The organism is Acinetobacter lwoffii (assembly GCF_024129715.1).
Lineage (GTDB): Bacteria > Pseudomonadota > Gammaproteobacteria > Pseudomonadales > Moraxellaceae > Acinetobacter > Acinetobacter lwoffii_U.
The window spans coordinates 132925-155776 of record NZ_JAMXXM010000002.1; the positions used below are offsets into that span (position 1 = coordinate 132925).

A 22852-nucleotide genomic window follows, 5' to 3' on the forward strand; every position below is an offset into this window, starting at 1 on the left:
AATTATGCTGAGTAAAATAGATTTCTAATCTTGCATAAAGTCCTCTCCTATTTTCAGGTTGAGGACTTTATGTCATTTTCGATTCATGGAGTATGAACCGATGAATATTTTAGTTTTGGGTAATGGCGGTCGTGAACATGCATTGGCATGGAAAATCGCACAAGACGATAAAGTCGCTAAAGTCTTTGTTGCTCCGGGCAACGCAGGTACAGCCACTGAAAATAAATGCGAAAATGTTGCCTTAAATATTTTAGACAATGCTGCGATTATCGACTTTGCAAAAAGCAATGCAGTTGAACTTGTCATTGTCGGCCCTGAAGCACCACTTGTGAATGGTGTGGTTGATGCTTGCCGTGAAGCGGGTGTAAAAATTTGGGGTCCAACGCAATTTGCTGCACAGCTGGAAGGCTCTAAAGCATTCGCAAAACATTTCTTAAAACGCCACAACATTCCAACTGCTTTCTATGACGTGTTTACTGAAGTAGATGCCGCTAAAGCATTTGTAGAGAAAAATGGCGCGCCAATCGTGATCAAAGCCGATGGTCTTGCTGCAGGTAAAGGCGTAATCGTTGCCATGACCAATCAAGAAGCATTTGCAGCAATTGATGACATGCTTGCAGGTAACAAGTTTGGCGATGCAGGTTCTCGCGTTGTGATCGAAGAATTCCTTGCGGGTGAAGAAGCATCTTTCATTTGTATGATTGATGGCGACAACATCTTGCCGATGGCAACTTCTCAAGACCATAAACGTATTTTTGAAGGCGACCAAGGTCCGAACACTGGCGGTATGGGTGCTTACTCTCCTGCTCCTGTTGTGACGGCTGACGTATTTGAAAAAACCATGAAAGAAGTGATGCGTCCGACTGTTGACGGCATGAAAGCAGATGGTCATGTTTACACAGGTTTCTTATACGCAGGCTTGATGATTGATGAACAAGGTCAACCTAAAGTGATCGAGTTTAACTGCCGTTTTGGTGACCCTGAAACTCAACCAATCATGATGCGTTTAAAATCATCTTTAGTTGATTTGGTTGAAGCTGGTATTGCTGGTAACTTACCTGCGGAAGCTGAATGGGATGAGCGCAAGACTGTCGGTATCGTACTTGCGTCACGTGGCTACCCTGAAACGTCTAGCAATGGTGATGTGATTTCAGGTTTAGACACTGAAATGGCAGATGCGAAAGTGTTCCATGCAGGTACTAAAGCCAATGAAAATGGTGAGATCGTGACTGCTGGTGGTCGTGTACTTTGCGTGACTGCACTGGGTAATACCATTGGTGAAGCACAAGCAAAAGCTTTAGAACTTTGCAAAAAAGTGACATTCGACGGCGTTCAATACCGTAAAGATATTGGTTACCGTGCGATTGCGCGTGAAAATGCTTAATCTAAATTTTGGTTAAGTAAAAACCCCGCTAAGTGCGGGGTTTTTAATTAGTAATTTTTATTTCATTTGAGCTACTAATTCTTTCCATTCATCAAAATTAGTATCTTGTGGATTACTCCAGTTTAATTCTTTCCCGACTTTTATTTTTCTAAGACCTATATTTCTTCTACAAGTAGCTAGCTCAAGCAACTCGGATAATATTCCCCACAATTCAAAAATTACTTCATATTCTGGACGTCTTCCACTATGCACTAGTTTATTTCGAGATTTTCGAGCACTCTCTAATATCTTATAATTTTGTCTTGAGATAATTTTGGCTAACCTTAAAAGTTTATGCTTAGTTGCTATATTTTTTAAAAACTTAGCTTCTTCCCATGTTGTATGTAAACATCTTACTTGTCTTGGATAGCTATCCTTACATTTAATATAAATTTTCTTCCATAAAATTTCTGTAATTTGCTCACCTACAATCCACAAATTATTAAGCGCATCATTATTGTTTTGATTAATTAAAGATGTATAACCATTTAATAGAAAGAATGGTGTAAAAGATGGAATTGACTTAATTATTTCCTGCCCAGCATTATAAGCGAGTCTTAGATCATTAAAATGTAAAACTCTAGGATGCATCAACGGTAGATATCGTTCAGATATAGATGCCCAATTGCACCTTAATTGATTATGAAGCGATGGCAAATTAGAAAATAAACTTCGCTTTTCATATAATGTACCTACATCTAACTCATGAGGATGCAAGACCTCTGCATGGATCCCACCTAATAACAGGCAACACAAAATCTCATTTAATTTAGTAATACCATCAATGCGTGTTGGAAAATTTTCGCTTTGAGGGATTGCAATTGCTCCGTCATAACTAATTAAAGCACCTAAACTATCATCACTTTCTAAAGAAAGAATTCCGATTACTTTTGATAGTTGCATTCCCTCATAATCATTGTTATTGATCTGATCTAATGAAAAATTAATCCTAGGTTGTTGTTCACTAATGATTGCTGAAAAAGGTTTTAGATGAACCATCCAAGCAGGATTACTACAAACTTGCGTTTCTTGATTCTGAATCTGTTGATCATCCAACATAATTTCATCCATGTTATATTAAATTTTAATGATTAATAGATAACATCTTATATCTTGGTCTAAGTATATGTCATCAGCTTCAATTACCACCCCTCGCCTCATCCTACGCCAATGGCAAGATTCCGACACTGCCCCATTTATCCAAATGTGTGCAGATGACGAGGTCATGCGCTATACTTCCCTAAAAAAATCGATGCGACTGAAGCAACTGCATTTCTTGAACGTATTCGTACTGCCATAGAAACACGTGGATGGGGACTCTTTGCCGTAGAACTCAAAGCTACAGGCGAATTCATCGGTTTTATTGGCTTACACGTGCATCCACCTGAGCTTAAAATTGCCGATGCCCCTGAAATTGGCTGGCGCTTGTTACCGCAATACTGGAACCAAGGCTATGCAACTGAAGGAGCCAAAGCTGTACTGAAATATGCCTTTAGAACCCTGCGCCTAGAGAAAGTCATTTCTTTTACTGCCTGCATCAACACGCCCTCAGAACGTGTCATGCAAAATATTGGCTTAGAAAAAGTGGGAGAGTTTGATCATCCACTTGTACCTGCCGATCATATCTTGTGTAGACACGTACTCTATGAAAAACAGCGTTCAGATTATCTGTATATTCCCTTCTGTTAAAACAAGCTTGTAGTATCATGACCAGAGGAAACCAAGATCAGATACTGACTCGCTTAAGTTAATATAAAGGAAAGATTTATCTCGTTAATGATAGAATTTCCTTAATTTCCCCAAAATAAGATATTTTTCTTATATTTATTTATATACATTTTTCATATTTCTATCTTACAAAATCTTATAAAGATCACTATTTAAACACATCCATTAAAACTATATTTTCAATATAAATAATATATTGTTTTAATTAACATTTTGTTTAAAAGATCTTTTTTTATATTCGACTAAAGAGATAAGCAAGGCTTTTCTATCCAGTATATCGAATATAGATTTATTGCTATGATATCCGTAACTTCAGAGCACATAAACCTTGGCATGTACTTATAAAATATCTATTTTCTCTCTCCAAAATAGATCAAGTACATCAGATTTGGGCTGCCTCTGACTTGATCAAGTTCACCAGAACTGTTGCTGCACGCTTGCATCTTCCGATCTCAAGCCCTCCTCAGCAATGATCAAGCCACCTACTTAGATCGTAATAAAACTCTTATTTAACACGATTTAAAAATGCTTATACTTTAGGCAAGAATAGAATTAGGACAATTTCATGAAAAAGTTACTTGGCGTTATCTTGAGTGCCTCTGTATTGACTTTAACTGGGTGTGGTAAACAAGAAGCGCCTGCCACTGATGCAGCGCAAAGCAAAGATGCTAATGGTCTTCAAACTGTAACTATGGCTTCGACCGGTTCAGATGCAGACGTATGGCGTTATATCGCGACCCTGCCTGAAACCAAAGCAGCCGGTATCAAACTTGATGTGAAAAATTTTACTGACTATGTGTCAATGAACACGGCAGTAGCCAACAAAGAAATTGATGTGAATGCATTCCAGTCTTATGCCTATATGGTGGCTTACAACGATGCCAACACAGCCAAAATTGTACCTCTATCTACCACTTATTTAGAGCCAATGGGTATTTACTCAAGCAAAGTGAAATCTTTAAACGAGTTTAAAACTGGTGCAACCATTGCTATTCCTAACGACGGCGCAAACGAATCACGTGCATTATTACTTTTACAATCAGCAGGTCTGGTTAAATTAAAAGCTGGTTTTGACAATGTCAAAGGTACAACTTCTGATGTGACCGAAAATGCAAAACAAATCGTGATTAAGCCAATTCAAATGGCGACTGCAGTACGTGTAAAAGATGAAGTTGATGCGATTGTGCTGGGCAATACCCTGGCAATGGAAGGTGGTTTAAACGTATTGAAAGATGCGATTTACTATGAGCCAATCGATCAAAGCACAAAAATGAATGTCAACGTATTAGCTGTTGCAGCAGACCGTCAAAACGATCCAGTCCTGCAAAAAGTGGGTACGTTGTATCATACGCCAGCAGTAAAAGCATATGTTGATGAACATTTTGGTGGTACGAAAGTTGCGGTAAACAAACCGGTGACGTATTTAACTGAATCAGAATAGTACTATAATAGACTTTTAGAACAGGCAAGGACGATTTCTTGCCTGTTTTTTTATCCGTGATGCAGTTTTTGACACTATGATTGAATTTAAAGATATTTCAAAACAGTATGAGCTTAAGGGTCAAACCTTGCATGCCTTGAATCAGATTAATCTTCAGATTCCAACCGGCAGTATTTTTGGCATCATCGGTTATAGTGGTGCCGGTAAAAGCACCCTCATCCGTCTGATCAACCTGCTTGAGCGCCCAAGCTCAGGCCGGATTATCATTAACGGAACAGATTTTACCGCACTGGATGCCAAAGCATTGCGTCAAGAACGTGCCAGCATCGGCATGATTTTCCAGCATTTCAATTTAATGCAAACCAAAACCGTGGCAGCCAATATCGAAATGCCCATGAAACTCCTAGGCTGGAGCAAGGCAGAACGGGAAAAGCGCCTCGAAGAATTATTAGACTTTATTGACCTGAAACATAAACGTCATGCTTTTCCAGATGAATTGTCTGGCGGTCAAAAGCAGCGTGTTGGTATTGCCCGTGCCCTTGCCAATCATCCAAAAATTTTACTCTGTGATGAAGCGACTTCTGCACTTGATCCACAAACCACCAAATCTGTTCTACAGCTACTTAAAAAAATTAATGAAGAACAAGGCATCACCATTGTTATGGTTACCCATGAAATGGATGTAATTGAAACCGTGTGTGATTATGTCGCCGTGATGGAAAAAGGTGATGTGATTGAAACCGGCAGTACCTTACAAATATTCAGTCAGCCCCAGCACCCGACGACCAAGAATTTTATTCAGACCGTATTACAGCAGCATTTACCAGTCAATATTCTGAATAATCTGGAAAACCAGAATCACAACAGTATTTATTGCCTGAAATTCCTTGGTAGCTCAGCACAGGAAACCGTGATTCAAGCGGTGATTAAACAGTTTGATATCAGTTTAAATATTCTGTTTGCCAATATGACCGAAATTAATGGCACGGTGATTGGCCAGATATTTATTCAGCTACTGGGTGATGCACAAGAAATTCAAGCAGCAATAAAATTCCTTGAACAACACGGCGTACAAGTCGATCAGGCGGGAGTACAGGCATGAGAGATTTAATTGTACAGTGGCTGACAACGATCACTGCGCCGTTCTGGAAAAGCTCCCTGTCGATAGATCAGTTTGTGACAGCATTGCAAGAAACCTTTCATATGGTGTTCTTCGCGATGCTGTTTGGCTGTATCTGGGGCTTCATTCAGGCGATTACTTTACTGGTGACCCGTCCGAATGGGATTCTGCCGAATCGTGTGATTTATCACGGTCTCAATCCGATTGTGAATGCGCTACGTTCATTGCCATTTATTATCTTGCTGATTGCGGTGATTCCACTGACCAAGTTAATTGTCGGCACATCGATTGGTACATGGGCAGCGATTGTTCCATTAACCATTTATGTCGGTCCATACATTGGTCGCCTGATTGAAACATCTTTACTCGAAGTGAATGAGGGTATTATCGAATCTGCCCAAGCCATGGGCGCGACGCCAATGCAGATTATCTTTAAGTTTATTCTGCCGGAAGCGCGTAGTTCCCTGATTCTAAACTTGACTACTGCTACCATCAGTTTGATTGGTGCAACGGCAATGGCCGGTGCTGTCGGTGCCGGGGGTATTGGTGACTTAGCGATTTCTTATGGTTATCAGCGTTTTGATACCTCTGTAGTCATCATGACGGTGATTGTATTACTGATTCTAGTGCAGATTGTACAAAGCCTCGGTGACTGGTTATCCCGACTTCGTTAAGCTAGTTCTTTATGTTTGAATAAGACCCTCTAAAAAGAGGGTTTTATTGTTTTTAATACTTACGAACCCTTTCTCATTATTTCAAAGTAAAGTCTGGCAACTATTTGATACGTGCCACGGCGACAGGAAGTCGCCCGTTGATTTGTGGCACATGGAAGTGCCATCAGATCAACAAAGGGGTTTTGTTACTTTTGTCCCGTCAAAAGTAAAAGAAAATATCTTCTAACAACTAACTAAATAATCAGCTTAAAAAATCAAATTCAAACTTGACCTAAAAGTTAGCCATTTCCCACTCAATTTCAAACTGAAACAATAAATCCCATGTTAAACTATTCAATGGTTTTAGCAGGGACTCATCTATGCACTTTGTTCATCTTGGTATTCATACAGAATTTTCGATTACTGAATCCATCGTACGGATACCTGACTTGGTCAAAGCTGCCGAAAAAGAACAGATGCCTGCCCTTGCGCTCACGGATCTTTCTAACCTGCATGCTGCCGTCAAATTCTATGGCAAATGCCTGGGCAAAGGCATCAAGCCGATTCTGGGTTCTGAAATTCGCCTGAATGATGCCGAACATCGCATGACCTTATTGGCCATGACCAATACCGGCTGGCGCAACTTGACTGAACTGGTGTCTGAAGGCTTTATCAGTGGTCAGCAACTGGATATTCCCTGCGTTCAAAAACAATGGATTTTAAATCAGTCTGAGGACATGATTGCCCTGCTCGGCATGCATTCCGATGTCGGCAAAATGCTGATGAGTTCAAATCCGCAAAAAGCCGAACCGCTGCTGGAAGAATGGGTCGAAAAATTTGGTAATCGTGTTTATCTTGCCCTGACCCGTACCAATCGTCCGGATGAAGATAACTTTATTCTGGAAGCCGTTAAGCTGGCAAAAAAATACAATATCGGTGTGGTCGCACATAATGATGTGCATTTCATGACCCGTGAAGATTATGAAGCGCATGAAGCACGGGTATGTATTGCAGATGGTTATGTGCTTGGTGACAACCGCCGCCCTAAAACCTATTCACCTGAACAATATTTCAAATCTGCTGAAGAAATGACGGCGCTGTTCTCGGATATTCCATCTGCGATTGAGAACGCCTATCACATTGCCAAACGCTGTAATGTGACGCTGCAACTGGGCAAATACTTCCTGCCTGATTATCCGATTCCTGAAGGTCATACCATTGATACCTTCTTTGCACACTTGTCCAAAGAAGGTCTGGAAGAACGCCTGAATTTCCTGTATCCGCCTGAACAACGTGATGAAGACTGGCCAGAAATCCGCAAGCCTTATGATGAGCGTATCGAATACGAGATTAACATCATTAACTCGATGGGATTCCCGGGCTACTTCCTGATCGTGATGGACTTCATTCAGTGGTCGAAAAGTAACGGCGTTCCGGTCGGTCCGGGCCGTGGTTCGGGTGCAGGTTCACTGGTCGCCTACAGCTTAAAAATTACCGATCTTGATCCGCTGCGTTATGAACTGCTGTTCGAACGTTTCTTGAACCCGGAACGTGTTTCGATGCCCGACTTCGACGTCGATTTCTGTATCGCAGGCCGTGACCGCGTAATTGACTATGTAGCACGTACCTATGGCCGTGATGCGGTCTCCCAGATTGCAACCTTCGGTACCATGGCGGCCAAAGGTGCGATTCGTGATGTTGCCCGCGTTTTGGGTAAATCTTATGGTCTGGCGGATCGTATTTCGAAAATGATCCCCACCAAACCTTTAGGTCTAAGCCTGCTTGAGTCGCTGGAAGCTGAACCTCAGCTTAAAGATATCGTCACCAATCCATCCAATCCAGATCATGACGATGCAGCCGAAATCTGGGAAATGGCACTGAAACTGGAAGGTATTACCCGAAATACTGGTAAACACGCCGGTGGTGTGGTGATCTCGCCAACCAAAATTACCGATTTCTCTGCGGTCATGTGTGATGCCGATGGTACCGGACGCGTGGCACAGTTCGATAAAGACGATGTCGAATCTGCAGGTCTGGTGAAGTTTGACTTCTTGGGTTTGCGTAACCTGACGGTGATTGAAGATGCGGTTAAAAATATCAATAAACGCATCAAATCTGACAAGCCTTTAGATATTGCTTATATCCCGCTTGAAGATAAAGACGCATATCTGGTCTTCGCCAATGCCAACACCACTGCGGTATTCCAGTTTGAATCCGTGGGCATGAAGAAGATGCTGAAAGAGGCACGCCCGAGCAAGTTTGAAGAAATTATTGCCTTCGTGTCACTGTACCGTCCAGGCCCGATGGATCTGATTCCTGACTTTATTCACCGGATGCATGGTGGTGATTTTGAATATTTGCATCCATTGCTTGAAGGCGTACTAGAACCCACCTACGGGATTATGGTGTATCAGGAACAGGTGATGCAGGCTGCACAGTACTGTGCCGGCTATACCCTCGGTGGCGCAGACTTGTTACGTCGGGCCATGGGTAAGAAAAAACCGGAAGAAATGGTCAAACAGCGCCAGATCTTTATTGAAGGTGCGGCAAAGAAAGACATTGATGAAGCGACCGCCAACCATATTTTCGACTATATGGAAAAGTTCGCTGGCTATGGTTTTAACAAATCGCATGCGGCTGCCTATGCCCTAGTTGCTTACCAGACTGCATGGCTGAAAGCGCATTATCCGGCAGAATTCCTGTCTGCGGTATTGACCTCGGAGATGCAGAACACCGACAACGTGGTATTCCTGATTGATGACTGTCGCAAGAATAATCTGGAAGTTTTGCCGCCGTCAGTGAATATGTCGCTGTATCAATTCCATGCTATCGATGAGCAAACCATTGTCTATGGTCTGGGGGCGATCAAGGGCGTCGGTGAAGCGGCGATGCAGTCGGTGATTGACTCGCGTGCGCAAGAAGGTCCATTCCGTGACTTGTTTGATTTCTGTCATCGTATTGACCTGAAAAAAATCAATAAGCGTACTCTGGAAGCACTGATTCGTTCAGGCGCACTGGATTGCTTAGGAATTGACCGCGCCGACCTGATGGCGCAACTGCCTGAAGCGGTTCAAGCTGCGGAACAGGCACGTTCGAATCGTGAAACCGGCATCATGGACCTGTTTGGCGAAGTTGAAGAAGTTCAGCGCAAGCCATCTAAACCGGTCAAGCCATGGGCGGATGAAGTTCGCCTGAAAGGTGAGAAAGACACACTTGGTCTGTATTTGACCGGCCACCCGATTGATGTGTATCGCAATGAACTGAAAGCCTTTGTACCTAGTCAGCTCAATGAGCTGACGCCGACACGCCGTGGCGTGACCACCGTGTTTGCAGGACTGGTGGTGGATATTGCCAATTTCCCGAACCGGATGATGATGACACTGGATGATGGTACGGCACGGATTGAGATTTCAGCCAATCACGAACGCTTCAACCGCTTTAAAGAGATTATCCAGCTCGATAAAGTGGTGGTGATTGAAGGCGAAATCTATGAGCGTGAAGGCTTTGACCGTCCGATGGGACGCCTCACCAAAGCATTTAGCCTGAATGAAATTCGCCAGAAACGTGCCAATAGCATCAAGATTACCCTCACAGCCGAGCATTTCAGCAAGAGCTTGAGCCGTGACTTGCAGCAGATTCTGACTCCTTATTGCAATGTCGATATGTCGGCACATATTCCGGTGATTCTATATCTGGATTATCCGTATGCCACGACTGAACTGCATCTGGGTCTCAACTGGAAAGTCGCCCCACTGGATGAGCTCCTAGCCAAATTGCGTGATTATTTTGGTAAAGAAGCCTTGCATATTGAGTATCAGGTCAAGTCCAAAGCTGCCAAAGCCGTGTCCTATGAACAGGCCAAGCCGGTGGATATTCCTCCGCCGCCTGCGGGCATGAGCATGGATGATGCACTGGAGCTGTATCAGGCTGAATCCCAGCCGCAATATTCATAAATCCTGATCTTTAAAACACCTTAAAATTGGAATCCTCATGAGTCAAATTGACAATGCTGCTGTTTCAGCACATCTCTCCCATGTGCGTATTGTCATGGTCAATACCACTTTACCTGCCAATATCGGCAGTGCCTTACGTGCCATGAAAACCATGGGCTTGTCCAAGCTGGTTCTGGTGGCACCGAAAACCTATCCGCATCCGGATATTGACGCGCTGGCCGCGGGTGCAACTGACCTGATCGAGCAGATTGAGATTGTCGAAACCCTTGAAGATGCCATTAAAGACTGTCAGATTGTATTCGGTACCAGCGCACGCAGCCGTACCATTCCCTGGCCGCTGTTAGATGTGCGCCCTGCCGCTGAAAAAGCCATGACCGCCGTGGTACAAGATCAGCAGGAAGTCGCGATTCTATTTGGCCGCGAAGACCGTGGTCTGACCAATGAAGAACTGGCGATGGCCAATTATCATCTGACTATTCCTGTGAATACGGACTACGGCGTACTGAATGTAGCTCAGGCGATTCAGGTGATCTGCTATGAGATGCGCATGGCAACGATGAGTCAAATTGAACAACCACGTGATGCTAAAGCGACCATGCAAGTCATTGATGGCATTGAAATGGAATGGGATGAACCCTTGGTCAATCATGCGCAGATGGAACAGTTCTATCCACACTTGGAAAAAATGTTGGCAGAAATTGAATTTATGGATCCAAAAAATCCAAGATTATTGCCTTTACGCTTGCGTCGCCTCTTTGGACGTATACAATTAGATCGTATGGAATATCACTTACTTCGTGGTATTTTCAGCCGTATTCAGGCATTGAACAACGGTACCTGGAAAAAATCTTCACACACATCATCACAGGACGAGGATCAAATCTAATGCTAAAACAGCTCAAAGAAGATATACAAGCTGTCTTTGCGCGCGATCCTGCAGCACGCAATACCTTAGAAGTCTTAACCACTTATCCTGGCATTCATGCGCTGATCATGCATCGCATGGCACATGAGCTATGGAACAAAGACTGTAAAGGAACTGCGCGTGCGTTGTCTTCGTTTAGCCGCTTTGCCACCGGCATTGAAATTCATCCCGGCGCAAAAATTGGCCGCCGTTTCTTTATCGATCACGGTATGGGTGTCGTAATTGGCGAAACTGCTGAAATTGGCGATGACGTGACGCTTTATCACGGCGTGACTTTGGGTGGAACGACCTGGAATAAAGGTAAACGTCATCCGACCCTAGAAGATGGCGTGGTGGTCGGTGCTGGTGCCAAGATTCTAGGGCCATTTACCGTGGGTAAAAATGCCAAAGTCGGTTCTAATGCGGTCGTCACCAAAGCGGTTCCTGAGAACGCCACAGCTGTGGGCAACCCGGCACGTTTTATCACCAAAGACAAACCCAAAGATGATGCTGAAGCGCGTCGTCGTGACTATGCAGAAAGTATCGGTTTCCAGCCCTATGCCGCAACTGAAGACCAGTCCGATCCGATTTTGGAAGGCATGCGGATTCTGCTGGATCGCATTCAGCAAAATGAAAAACGCATGAACAACTTGTGCAATCGTCTTTCTTTGTTAGATCCGACCTTTAACAAGCAGCAACAGGATGGCCAGCCTTTGAGTAAAAAAGAGTTAGAGATTCTGGAAGAAGCGCGCCGTGAATGTGAAGCGCAAACCAGCCAATCCAAGGCCTGAATATCACACTTCACTCTGTAACACGGGTTTACTTGCATGATGGTTATAGTTTTCATAGACTGACGATCATGCAATTTTTGAATAGATGTTTTAAAAATAACAGAATGGATGACTATTATGACCTTTAAGCCCTTGGCACTTGCTTGCTTAGCATTCACAATTACTGCGTGTTCGATCACTCCTCAGAAATCTGCTGAGAAACCTGTAGACCAAGTGGTTTTTGTAGAGCCTGAACTGTCCCCACCATTTTATGCTTTAAATCCATTCAATTATAATGAACCGCCTGAATTTGAAGTGCATTTGAAAAAGGCTGCGGCCCAGCCTGTAACCAAGATGGTGGTGACGGATCCTAATGATCCATCCAAGCAATTGACCCTGGATGTGAATAAACTGATTATTCCAGTGGTAGATAGCAATACCCGTGCAATGCGTTATGCAGCACTTGCCAATTCAAATGAAATCGATATCACCGAAATTGACGATTTCCTGCAAATGGTCGAAGGTAAGGCACGTCATTATCCACCACGTTTCAGCGATCGTCAGGAACGCCGTGGCTTTGAAGCCAAACTACGTGAAGTCACCCGACAACTGGATACTTTAGCGGCCCGTCCAAATGCCTCTTTTGATGTATTGATGCGTGCTTTTAAAGCCAGCGTGATGGCACGTAACCTGGATCTGGGTTCAGTCTATACTACCAATTCCCTGACCTATGCCCAGCGTATTCTCAAAATCAACCCGGATGATCCTGAAGTCAACTTCTGGTTTGGTTTTGGTCTGTCTGAAGGCGGTGGTCAACGAGAAGCCATCGCTTATCTGGACAAAGCCATGAAAGCTGGCGTTCAGGAGGCTTATCTTTCTGCAGCCAATAACTATATTGCATTAGAACAGAAAAAAAATGCCACTCAAACCTTGGCGAACTATAAGGTGAAATATCCGCAAGAAGCTGAAGTAGCCGACCGTCTGATTCAGGAAATTGAAAAAAATGGCCGCTGGAATGTTTGGCAAATTCTGCAAACATCAACACCCGCTCCGGCTACAGACCCAGCAACAGCACCGGTAACCCCATAATCAAGATTCGCTTCAATTTGATTACAAATAGACTGCTACGGCGGTCTATTTTTATGGGAAAAAATTAGTAAAATACAAAACATTATCCCGCTTTATAACTTGAACTCAGTGAAAAGTTTTATGCACGAAAAAATAAATAAAAGATTAATGCTGTGCACTTTACTCATCACCAGCGTACTCAGCGGCTGTCAGGTGGTCAGTGTTAAGGAACAGGCGATTAATGTCACGCTGAACAATGAGCGTGACAGCATCTTGACCCGCGACAAGCTTAGCGAAGCCAGTCTGAATGTGTTGTCGATGACAGGTCGTGAAGCTCAGATCTGTATTGATCAGCCCGAAGAATGTGTGGAAGATCTGAAAAGTATTCCCCAGATTTTAGATGAACAATTGCTTTCTACAGCAAGTGAATTATATCTAGCCAACTCCTTACAAAATGCCAAGTCTGCCGAATGCAACACCGGTGTTTTAAACAAAACCCTATCACCGGAAAAACAGCAACAACACAAGCAGAATATCCAGAAATGTCTGGATCAGCAGCTCACTATGCTGGATAAAAGCATTCGTTATAGCTATGCCTATCTATTTAAAACCGAGCGTGCGCCGCAAGAGCGTATTTTTGATAACCGCCAGGTTCAGATTCGTGACTTTTATAACCTGGCGATTGCCCATCTGATTCAACGCTATGCTGAACGTTATAAAACCAAACAGTCCGGCCAGCGCATTCAGGTCGGTGATAGTGTATATACCATTGATCTGGAAAATTTTCCGCAGCTGAAAAACCAGACCATTGAACAGCTGATGTCTACCTATAATATGAACTTTTCCGGCCTGCGTTCTATCACCCGCCGTGATGGTTTTGGTTCAGAATTTTTAGTGGTCTTACCTGAAGCACAGCAAACCGAGCAGGATAAAAAATATATTGTCGATCCGCTCAAGCACAACTATCCAAATGGTAAAAATCCTAACATTCATTCAGCACGCTATCTGGCGACCACCATTACTGCTGTACCAAAATCCGCGAATTCGACTGAACAGATTTTATCTACTTCGGAGTTTCACCTGAAACTGTATGACCCTTATAAACATGAAAAGATCAAAGTAGCTTCGAAAGAATATGCGCTAGCCGCCAACTTTTCCGCACCTTACGGTTTATGGCTGGCCGAGAACAATCTGGGGCGTTTAGCCTATCTGACGCTGATTAATCGCGAAGACAGTCTGAGCATGCCGCACCTGTACATGCTGGAACCTTATAATCCGGACAAGAAAGTGCTGGTATTGATTCATGGCTTGGCCAGTAGTCCTGAAGCCTGGATTCGTCTGACCAACGACATTATGGGTGATCCGGTATTAAGGGAAAATTTCCAAGTCTGGCAGGTATTTTATTCTACCAATATGCCGATTCTGGAAAGCCGTTTTCAAATTAATGCCCTGGTTCAGCAAGGCTTTGCCCGGGTTGCGAACAATGCACCAGCCAAAAAAGATGCGGTACTGGTCGGACATAGTATGGGAGGCGTGATTGCCCGTTTAATGGTCAGTCAGGCCGATATTACCCAAGATGCATTCAAGCTGGTACAAAATACCCGCATTGCACAATTTAAGGATAACCCGCTCTTTAAAGCACGCCTGCAAATGCAACCTATTCCGAATTTCACCCGGGCCATTTTCTTAGCGACACCGCATCGTGGGACAGAATATGCCGACCGCTGGCATACCAAACTGGCCCGTAAAATTATCCGTATACCGGGTGCATTTTTGGGTGCCTTTGCCGATACCCTGCAAGGCCAGATTGGGTTAAACGAATTTGTCAAAGAACTGGGGCATGACCTGATTCAGAATGGCCCAAGCGATCTGAGTGAAAATTCAAAATTTACTGCATTAACTGAGGATATTCAGCCTTCTAAAAATATCAAATTTCATTCTATTATCGGCAATACCGTAGATACTCAAGATACCAAGCTCATGAGTGATGATATCGTTTCATACGAAAGCGCTTACTTGGAAGGTGCAGTATCTAGCAAAGTGATTAAGGGCGGCCACTCGATTCAGGAAACGCCTGAAGCCGTGCTGGAATTACGCCGGATTCTCAGATTACATCTCTCAGACCTCGGTCTTTATGATCCGGAATAAACTATCATCTTGATTTAGACTTGCCACCGCATGTTCGCATCCGGTGGTTTATTTTTTTAAAATTGCAAATAATGTTGAATAAGAAGCCATAGCGACAGCTCTGAGCGCTGACTTAAACATTCATCTGGAATTTCATTTCTTTCTAAAAATTAAATTTGATAGACTTGCTGCAATAAAGCTTTAAAGCTGAATTGAATCAGCAGATTCATTTCACATTTTCGATCTCCTGTGCTCAATCATATGGGATTGGCCTTATTGAAAATGTGCTTTAAATTTCCCTGCATAGCCTATTGAGCAGTATTTGCATTTATCTCTTGTTGAAAGGATTTATTTTTAATGACCAGTTCAGGAATTATGGCTGATCTTTCTACCTTAACGCCCATGATGCAGCAATACATGTCGGTGAAAATGCAGCATCCGCATTCTTTGATGTTTTATCGTATGGGTGATTTTTATGAACTGTTCTTTGAAGATGCACACAAGGCAGCCAAGATTTTAGGCATTACCCTGACCCATCGTGGTAAAGCCAATGGTCAGCCGATTCCTATGGCGGGCGTGCCTTATCATGCAGCCGAGGGCTATCTGGCACGTCTGGTCAAAAAAGGCGAAACCGTGGTGATCTGCGAGCAGATCGGCGAGGTTACTGGGAAAGGACCGGTTGAGCGTGGTGTAGTTCGGATTATTACGCCGGGCACACTGACCGATGATGCCATGCTCGGTGCACATCAGAGCTCGAATCTGGTGGCTTTATGTATTCAGCAGAATCAGATCGGCATTGCACTTCTTGATCTCAGCGCCGGCCTATTTAAAGTCCAGCAGCAGGATTATGATCTTAACCAGCTCATGATTGAACTGGCGCGTTTGATGCCAAGCGAAATTCTGCTGGATGAAAGTATCACTGATCCAACATTGACCGAACAACTCAAACAGCAACTGGATATCTCGGTCACCAAACGTCCCGATGTCGACTTCAACCTGAACAATGCGCAAAAAACCTTATGCGACCAGTTTGCTGTCAGCACGCTTTCAGGTTTCGGCATTGATCATTTACCTTTGGCTAAAGCAGCGGCTGCGGCACTGATTCACTATGCAAAAGAAACCCAGAAAACTGCGTTACCGCATATCCGCACGATTCAGCTAGAACAAAGTTCAGATTTTATTGCTTTGGATCCGGTGACACGCCGTAATCTTGAACTGATTGAGCCTTTATTTGAACATGGGACATCCTTATTTCAACTGATCAATGACTGTCAGACTGCTATGGGTGGACGCTTGCTGAGTCGCACCCTGATGCAGCCTTTGCGTGACACTGCCTTGCTGGACGAACGTTTAGATGCCATCCAGGCCCTGCTACAAGGTTTCCACGAAGTGCCTGTACGTCTGGTTCTAAAAGAGATTAGCGATATTGAACGTGTGCTGAGCCGTATTGCGCTTGGCAGTGCCCGTCCACGTGATCTGGTACAACTGCGTCAGGCCTGTGCGCAAATTCCATTTTTACGCCATGCCCTGCAACCGATTGTCAGTCAGCAACAGTCCAAACTTTTAGTACAACTCAATGAAGAGCTAGGCGACTTCCATGGTCTGCATCAACGTCTGATGTCCGCCATTGTGGAAAACCCGCCCGTCCTGCTTCGTGATGGTAATGTCATTGCCGAAGGTTTTGACAGTGAACTCGATGAACTACGTCAGATTCGTGATCATGCCAGCCAGTTCCTGATTGATCTGGAAATTAAAGAGCGTGAACAAAGCGGAATTCCGGGACTGAAAATTGGCTACAACCGCGTCAGTGGCTATTATATTGAACTGACCCGCGCACAGGCCGAACAAGCACCCGAGCATTATATTCGCCGGCAAACCCTGAAAAATGCCGAACGCTACATCACCCCTGAACTGAAAGCATTTGAAGACAAAGTCTTATCTAGCGAATCGCGTGCTTTGGCCCGTGAGAAAATGCTGTTTGAAATGCTGCTGGATGAACTGCGTCAGGATATCGGCAATTTACAGATGATGAGCAGCGCCATAGCCCAGATTGATCTGATTGCGAATTTTGCCCATCAGGCGCGTTTACGCAACTGGTCGCGTCCAAAATTCAGTCCTGAAGTTGGTGTAAGTATCACTGCTGGTCGGCATCCGGTGGTAGAAGCCCTCAGTAAATCGGCCTTTACTCCGAACGATACGCGACTGGATTTTTCCCATCGCATGGCCATCATTACCGGCCCCAACATGGGTGGTAAATCCACCTTTATGCGCCAGACTGCATTGATCGTGTTGCTGGCTTATTGTGGTGCCTATGTTCCAGCGCAAGCTGCAACTTTAGGTCCGGTTGACCGTGTCTTTACCCGGATTGGTTCTGCCGATGATTTATCGACCGGCAAATCAACCTTTATGGTGGAAATGACCGAAACCTCGCAAATCCTGCATCATGCCACCAGCCAGTCTTTGGTACTCATGGATGAAGTTGGCCGTGGAACCAGTACCTATGATGGCTTGTCTTTGGCTTGGGCCTGTGTGCTGGATCTGACCAAACGCATTCAATGTTTATGTCTATTTGCTACCCATTATTTCGAACTGACTGAACTGGATAAGGAAAGTGGCATTAATAACTACCATGTCACGGCCAAAGAGCTGAATGGTAATCTGATTTTATTGCATAAGGTGCAACATGGCCCGGCCAGTCAAAGTCATGGCTTGCAAGTCGCGAAATTGGCAGGCATTCCGGCTGCGGTGATTAAAGAAGCGCAAAACCGCTTAAAGATTCTGGAAAAACAGCATCAGGCCAAGCCACTGAGCCCGCAGCATGATCTGTTTGCAATGCCTGAAGTTATGCAGCCTATAGAACGTATCATCGAAATTGAAAAAGAATCGCCTGCACTGGACTTACTCGAAGATATTGATGTAGATAGTTTAACTCCGCGTGAAGCCTTGCAGCAGTTATATGCGCTCAAAGACCTGATCAAACAGCCAAGTTAATTCTCGGTCCTAGACCTCATCTGGCATAGGGTCGATGTCCTGAACATACCGATGAATGCTGTAATTCATCGGTATGCGACCTTTTTTCAAATCTAACAGCCCTATATATAACAAATATCAATAAAAGGAATTGTTAGTTCCCCCTGTTTTTGCCTAAAATACAGCATTCGTAATTAGAACCATATTTTTTAGGTAGCTGTCGCCATGACCTTCGTTGTCACTGAAAATTGTATTAAATGTAAATATCAAGACTGTGTTGAAGTTTGCCCTGTAGACTGTTTCTATGAAGGTCCTAACTTCCTTGTGATTAACCCGGACGAATGTATCGACTGTGCGTTATGCGAACCTGAATGCCCGGCAAATGCAATTTTCTCTGAAGACGAATTACCAGAAGGTCAGGAAGTCTTTATTGAACTGAATGCTGACCTGTCACAAAAATGGCCAAATATCACACAAATTGGTGATCAGCCAGCAGACCGTGAAGAATGGAATGGCAAAGCAGACAAATTACAATACCTTGAAAAGTAATTAGTTTAAACTTTAAAAGATCAGCAAATGCTGATCTTTTTTATACTCAACGCACACATTTCATTGCAATATTCTCCAAATTTCTCCCTATATTTAGTCTAAAATAGCGCTATTTTGTAAATATCTGATTTCTATAAATGAAGAACTTGTTAAAGGGATTATTGAGTCTTTGTATAATTCCTCTTGTTTTTGTGGGCTGTACCACGACCACAAAACAACCTGGACAGGCCACCACACCTGCTGGAAAACGGATTTACATTCCACAAGAACGTGTTCAATACGATCGTAAAGCCCACCCAAAAACTGTGCCTTATGTGTATACCCACTGGGTATCGGCACTGGATAATTTGTCACGCGTGCGTGAATATGAGGTTTTTCTGGAACGTCATGGGGTTGGCAATATCATTCCGAGTTTCGAATTGATGCGTACTGCACGTGATTGGGCCAAGTGTGGCCGTTCCCAATACATGATTCCAAGCCGTGAATTATGGGCCAATCAGATCCCAACTTTAAAAGTCTTTAAATATCTGGTTGCAGCCAATGTACTGACTGATTTTGAAGTCACGTCAGTCTATCGTGACCTGCCTTTAAACCAGTGTGCCGGTGGTGCCAACTCTTCACGCCATCTGTACAACTCTGCCATCGATTTCCGGATTGGGCCTGAATATCCGCAGGCACAAGATTATAGCTATATTGAAAATACCAAGTTCAAATTGTGTCAGTTCTGGGTACAGCATGGTCAAAGTCTGAATATGGGACTTGGCATGTATGCTTCAGGTCAAATCCACATCGATACCCAAGGTTATCGTACTTGGGGACCGAGTTTAGGCCGTAATTCCTCGATGTGTAATTACTAAGTCATGACAACCGCTCTACAAAGTTCAATCAGGACTTTTTAGAGCCTAAAAAATCAGCACCTATAGAACAATAAATTGCGCTCTGCCGCGAAAAGTTTAAAATGCACGCATCGCAATCAAGGTGCTAAGACTATGCAACAAATGTGGACAGACATTGATCACTACATTGATTCACATTTAATTCCTGAAGACCCTATTCTGAATCAAACTCTTGAGAATACCGCAGCGCACGGTTTTCCTGATCATCTGGCTGTAGCACCGAACCAAGGCATGTTGTTGCAGATGCTAATCCAGATGAACCAGTGTAAACGTATACTGGAACTCGGCACATTTGCAGCATATAGCACCATGTGGCTGGCACGTGCTTTGCCGGATGATGGCTATATCCTGACCATTGAAGGACGTGATACCCATGCAGCGATGGGTCAGGAAAATATTGATCGCGCGCAGCTTAAACAGACCGTCGAACTGAAATGCGGCCGTGCAGCAGATGTGCTTAAAGCCCTGCCTGAAGATACGGAAGCTTTCGATTTCATCTTTATTGATGCAGACAAACAGAGTTATCCGGAATATCTGGAACTCAGTTTAAACCTGTCGCACTCAGGTACACTTATTTTTCTGGACAATGTGATTCGTGCTGGCGAAATCATTAACCCGGACAATAATAAACCAAGTATTGAAGGCATTCGTGACATGTTTAAAGCGCTTCAAAATCATCCACGTATTTTGTCATGCACTGCTTTACAAACGGTTGGCAGCAAAGGACATGATGGTTTTGCACTCGCGATTGTGAAATAAAACAAGAAGAACAAAAATCACCCAATGACATATTTACCATAAATAACATTAACTTATAAATATTAACCACAGAGTTATCCACAATATATGAGGATAACTCTGGTCATTTTTAAATCAAGCTGTAACAATTTACGATTAGACTTCGCGCTTGGCTATTATATGCAATTCTCACTTCGCAACCAGTAAAGGCACTTTTGAATTCCGGAAAATCGTGGTCGCAATACTACCCAAAAAGAACTGGTGAATTTTACTGTGACTAAATGCACCCAACACGATCAGCTGAATTCCGAGTTCCTGCTGATAGGTCAAAATATTTTCTGCGACATCGCCATAGCGGTATTGTGGCACCACATCTAAACCAGCCTGAGTTAAGTATTGCAAAGGCTCATTCAGAATTTCAGCATGATCACCGATATATAACAGATGACATTGCAATAAGCGCAGCAGATCACTTTCCGCAATCCGTTTCATCATCTTGATACAGGTCGGTGAATATTCATAGGCGAAAATAAATCGTGTCGGCGGCTTAAACTGTTCTCCGACAGTCATCACGGTACAGTTTGCCCCACGAATAAAATTTTCCACATTGGTGCCGATCGGTTTGTTTTTTTCAGCCGAGCGTTCACCGAGCAATCCAATTACTGCGATATCATCAGGCTGCAGGATCTGGAAGCTTTGTTCCAGAAAATCACCTTTTTCCTGAATATGGGTGGTTTGAATGCCATGTTCTGCCATAATCCGCTCGGAAATGTGTTGCAGCAGGTTATTGCTATAATCCAGCGCGATTTCACTTTGTTTCTGTTCAAGTTCGGCCAGTTCTTTGAGTAACATGGCATTACTTTCAAAGCCGATCACTCCGCTGATTTCCCCCAGATGATAACTGGCCGGGTAATAATCCAAAACCTGTAACAGGACCAGTTCACGCCCAGTCTGTTTGGCAATCCATGCCGCCGCGTCTGCCAGCGCGTTTATACATGGTGATGAGTCGATGCAGGCGATGACACGTTTCATGTTTAGCCTCTCTTCTATTTATGATAAAAATTTCTTAGTTATTTTTAACTTAGCATAAGCATTCAAAAATGTGCAGCGAAATCTGTAAGGCTTGACTTGAAATATGTTAACTTTTATGTGAACAAAGATAGATCAACATATTAATCTATATTCTGAGTCAGGCTGTTGCGTCAAGCAATTGACTTCCAAAAGCTTATTCACGATAGCGAATGAATTGGGCCGGATTACCGGCGACAATCGCACGCTTCTCGACATCTTTGGTGACCATACTGTCCATTCCGACAATGGCCTGATCTGCGATTTTAATTCCATCCTTGATACCGACATGCGCACCCAGCCATACATCCCGACCGATCTCGATGCCTTGCGATCGTACTGGCTGCTGATAAATCGGCTGCTCCAGATCCATGCCATGATCAAAGGCATAAAGATGACAATAAGCGGCGATACGCACCTGATCATGCAGTTTAATCCCTACTCGACCGCCATCCAGAATACAGTGATGATTAATCGCCACTTCATTCCCAATGTCCAGTGGGCCATGCAAGGTGCAATCTGCGGCAATAAAGGTATTATCACCAATAATGATTTTGCGTCCCGGCTCCGCGAAAATATGTGCCAGTGGTGAAATAAAACAGTTTTCACCAATCTCGATGGTTTCCATTTCCATCAAGTAAGCCTGATAGTCCTTTTGCCACGCTTCTGCCCAGCTACGATTTTTAGGCTTTAAAGACCAGTACAGCCAAGGCATATAATTCAGGCGATGTTTGTGCTGTTCACGATATTTCAGTAATGGATCTACGTCAGTCATCTGTCGCTTCTTCTATGATTTTGAGCTGTTCGCGGCCGCGGGTCACATCTTGAATTTTTAAGGCAAAAGATTGAATTTGATGTAACTGAAATAAGGCACTGACCTGCACCCCTTCGGCTGTATATTCTTCCTGATAATCGATTTGTTGCTGATTCAATTCATACTGAAAAATGGCCCATTCATTGAATTGACAGGAAAATTGCACCTTTTTCTTTTCAATCAGTTCAATTTTTTCTGCCAACAACAAACATTGCCCAGCACAACCGCCATAGGCCCGTACCAAGCCCCCTGTTCCCAGCTTGATCCCGCCATACCAGCGATTGACCAATACCAGCACATTGGTCAGCTCATTACCTTCAATCGTCGCCAGAATCGGGCGTCCCGCTGTGCCTGAAGGTTCACCATCATCATTAAAGCGTACCTGATGGCCAATTTTCCAGGCCCAGCATTGATGCGTGGTGCTTGGATCACGATAAGTTTCCAGAAAATCTTTGACGTCCTGCTCATTCTCAACAGGGGTGGCAAAGGCCTGAAAGCGGCTTTTTTTGATGTCTTCCTCAAAACTGACCAGGCTGGCAATGGTAAATGGCATAACTTCAGGCTTTAAACTCTCACTGCTGCAGTATACCCGCTTTGCACAGACAAATAAAAAGCCTCTCCACGGAGAGG

Annotated in this window: 17 protein-coding genes and 1 pseudogene; 14 read left to right on the forward strand and 4 right to left on the reverse strand. The window is 43.8% G+C overall.

The genetic code is table 11. The annotated features are described in order from the left end of the window. The first annotated feature begins 100 nt into the window (after positions 1-100). Positions 101-1384, forward strand: coding sequence for a phosphoribosylamine--glycine ligase (purD, locus tag NI462_RS02405; protein ID WP_253158895.1), 1284 nt, complete (start codon positions 101-103; stop codon positions 1382-1384). Between the two features lie 57 nt (positions 1385-1441). Here purD and NI462_RS02410 read toward each other — a convergent pair whose 3' ends face one another. Next, positions 1442-2482, reverse strand: coding sequence for a hypothetical protein (locus NI462_RS02410; RefSeq protein ID WP_253158897.1), 1041 nt, complete (start codon positions 2480-2482; stop codon positions 1442-1444). Between the two features lie 67 nt (positions 2483-2549). On the opposite strand from NI462_RS02410, the pseudogene NI462_RS02415 reads away from it, so the two are divergent. The 13 genes and pseudogenes from NI462_RS02415 to NI462_RS02475 all read left to right on the forward strand — a co-directional run bounded on the left by NI462_RS02415 (position 2550) and on the right by NI462_RS02475 (position 20361). After that, positions 2550-3112, forward strand: a pseudogene (locus NI462_RS02415) (GNAT family N-acetyltransferase). A 604-nt stretch (positions 3113-3716) separates the two neighbouring features. Then, positions 3717-4592: a MetQ/NlpA family ABC transporter substrate-binding protein gene (locus NI462_RS02420; RefSeq protein ID WP_253158899.1), complete on the forward strand. Its 876-nt coding sequence runs from the start codon at positions 3717-3719 to the stop codon at positions 4590-4592. 76 nt (positions 4593-4668) lie between these two features. Further along, positions 4669-5694 (forward strand): methionine ABC transporter ATP-binding protein, encoded by a 1026-nt coding sequence (locus tag NI462_RS02425; RefSeq protein WP_253158902.1) that lies wholly within the window; start codon positions 4669-4671, stop codon positions 5692-5694. Further along, positions 5691-6386 (forward strand): methionine ABC transporter permease, encoded by a 696-nt coding sequence (locus NI462_RS02430; protein ID WP_004279923.1) that lies wholly within the window; start codon positions 5691-5693, stop codon positions 6384-6386. Before NI462_RS02425 ends, NI462_RS02430 begins: the two co-directional genes overlap by 4 nt. Before the next feature lie 359 nt (positions 6387-6745). Continuing rightward, on the forward strand, positions 6746-10318 hold the full coding sequence (dnaE, locus tag NI462_RS02435) for a DNA polymerase III subunit alpha (protein ID WP_253158904.1): 3573 nt from the start codon (positions 6746-6748) through the stop codon (positions 10316-10318). Between the two features lie 37 nt (positions 10319-10355). Then, positions 10356-11204: an RNA methyltransferase gene (locus NI462_RS02440; protein ID WP_253158906.1), complete on the forward strand. Its 849-nt coding sequence runs from the start codon at positions 10356-10358 to the stop codon at positions 11202-11204. Then, complete coding sequence (cysE, locus tag NI462_RS02445) at positions 11204-12013, forward strand: serine O-acetyltransferase (RefSeq protein ID WP_004279928.1); 810 nt, start codon at positions 11204-11206, stop codon at positions 12011-12013. The genes NI462_RS02440 and cysE overlap by 1 nt, the downstream gene beginning before the upstream one ends. 117 nt (positions 12014-12130) lie before the next feature. After that, a complete protein-coding gene (locus NI462_RS02450) occupies positions 12131-13081 on the forward strand; it encodes an ABUW_2363 family tetratricopeptide repeat lipoprotein (protein WP_114540776.1) in 951 nt (316 codons plus the stop codon). Positions 13082-13201: 120 nt separating this feature from the next. Next, positions 13202-15208, forward strand: coding sequence for an esterase/lipase family protein (locus NI462_RS02455; protein WP_253158908.1), 2007 nt, complete (start codon positions 13202-13204; stop codon positions 15206-15208). Positions 15209-15544: 336 nt separating this feature from the next. Continuing rightward, positions 15545-18178: a DNA mismatch repair protein MutS gene (mutS, locus tag NI462_RS02460; RefSeq protein ID WP_253158910.1), complete on the forward strand. Its 2634-nt coding sequence runs from the start codon at positions 15545-15547 to the stop codon at positions 18176-18178. 204 nt (positions 18179-18382) lie between these two features. Beyond that, a complete protein-coding gene (fdxA, locus tag NI462_RS02465; RefSeq protein ID WP_004279936.1) occupies positions 18383-18706 on the forward strand; it encodes a ferredoxin FdxA in 324 nt (107 codons plus the stop codon). Between the two features lie 137 nt (positions 18707-18843). After that, entirely contained in the window at positions 18844-19563 is a 720-nt protein-coding gene (locus NI462_RS02470; protein WP_004279938.1) for a D-Ala-D-Ala carboxypeptidase family metallohydrolase, read from the forward strand. Positions 19564-19695: 132 nt separating this feature from the next. Continuing rightward, positions 19696-20361 carry an O-methyltransferase gene (locus NI462_RS02475; RefSeq protein WP_004646686.1) on the forward strand — a complete coding sequence of 222 codons (666 nt, stop codon included), beginning with the start codon at positions 19696-19698 and terminating at the stop codon, positions 20359-20361. Positions 20362-20529: 168 nt separating this feature from the next. Here NI462_RS02475 and NI462_RS02480 read toward each other — a convergent pair whose 3' ends face one another. The 3 genes from NI462_RS02480 to NI462_RS02490 form a co-directional block, all read right to left on the reverse strand. After that, positions 20530-21372: a universal stress protein gene (locus NI462_RS02480; RefSeq protein WP_253158912.1), complete on the reverse strand. Its 843-nt coding sequence runs from the start codon at positions 21370-21372 to the stop codon at positions 20530-20532. 193 nt (positions 21373-21565) lie between these two features. Further along, entirely contained in the window at positions 21566-22183 is a 618-nt protein-coding gene (locus NI462_RS02485) for an acyltransferase (RefSeq protein ID WP_253158914.1), read from the reverse strand. Further along, a complete protein-coding gene (locus NI462_RS02490; protein ID WP_253158916.1) occupies positions 22176-22775 on the reverse strand; it encodes an IMPACT family protein in 600 nt (199 codons plus the stop codon). Before NI462_RS02490 ends, NI462_RS02485 begins: the two co-directional genes overlap by 8 nt. Between the last annotated feature and the right edge of the window lie 77 nt (positions 22776-22852).

Bases quoted from the DNA above. Each gene is read 5' to 3' on its own strand.
- purD (WP_253158895.1), top strand. From the start codon at position 101: ATGAATATTTTAGTTTTGGGTAATGGCGGTCGTGAACATGCATTGGCA.
- NI462_RS02410 (WP_253158897.1), bottom strand. From the start codon at position 2,482: ATGTTGGATGATCAACAGATTCAGAATCAAGAAACGCAAGTTTGTAGT.
- NI462_RS02420 (WP_253158899.1), top strand. From the start codon at position 3,717: ATGAAAAAGTTACTTGGCGTTATCTTGAGTGCCTCTGTATTGACTTTA.
- NI462_RS02425 (WP_253158902.1), top strand. From the start codon at position 4,669: ATGATTGAATTTAAAGATATTTCAAAACAGTATGAGCTTAAGGGTCAA.
- NI462_RS02430 (WP_004279923.1), top strand. From the start codon at position 5,691: ATGAGAGATTTAATTGTACAGTGGCTGACAACGATCACTGCGCCGTTC.
- dnaE (WP_253158904.1), top strand. From the start codon at position 6,746: ATGCACTTTGTTCATCTTGGTATTCATACAGAATTTTCGATTACTGAA.
- NI462_RS02440 (WP_253158906.1), top strand. From the start codon at position 10,356: ATGAGTCAAATTGACAATGCTGCTGTTTCAGCACATCTCTCCCATGTG.
- cysE (WP_004279928.1), top strand. From the start codon at position 11,204: ATGCTAAAACAGCTCAAAGAAGATATACAAGCTGTCTTTGCGCGCGAT.
- NI462_RS02450 (WP_114540776.1), top strand. From the start codon at position 12,131: ATGACCTTTAAGCCCTTGGCACTTGCTTGCTTAGCATTCACAATTACT.
- NI462_RS02455 (WP_253158908.1), top strand. From the start codon at position 13,202: ATGCACGAAAAAATAAATAAAAGATTAATGCTGTGCACTTTACTCATC.
- mutS (WP_253158910.1), top strand. From the start codon at position 15,545: ATGACCAGTTCAGGAATTATGGCTGATCTTTCTACCTTAACGCCCATG.
- fdxA (WP_004279936.1), top strand. From the start codon at position 18,383: ATGACCTTCGTTGTCACTGAAAATTGTATTAAATGTAAATATCAAGAC.
- NI462_RS02470 (WP_004279938.1), top strand. From the start codon at position 18,844: ATGAAGAACTTGTTAAAGGGATTATTGAGTCTTTGTATAATTCCTCTT.
- NI462_RS02475 (WP_004646686.1), top strand. From the start codon at position 19,696: ATGCAACAAATGTGGACAGACATTGATCACTACATTGATTCACATTTA.
- NI462_RS02480 (WP_253158912.1), bottom strand. From the start codon at position 21,372: ATGAAACGTGTCATCGCCTGCATCGACTCATCACCATGTATAAACGCG.
- NI462_RS02485 (WP_253158914.1), bottom strand. From the start codon at position 22,183: ATGACTGACGTAGATCCATTACTGAAATATCGTGAACAGCACAAACAT.
- NI462_RS02490 (WP_253158916.1), bottom strand. From the start codon at position 22,775: ATGCCATTTACCATTGCCAGCCTGGTCAGTTTTGAGGAAGACATCAAA.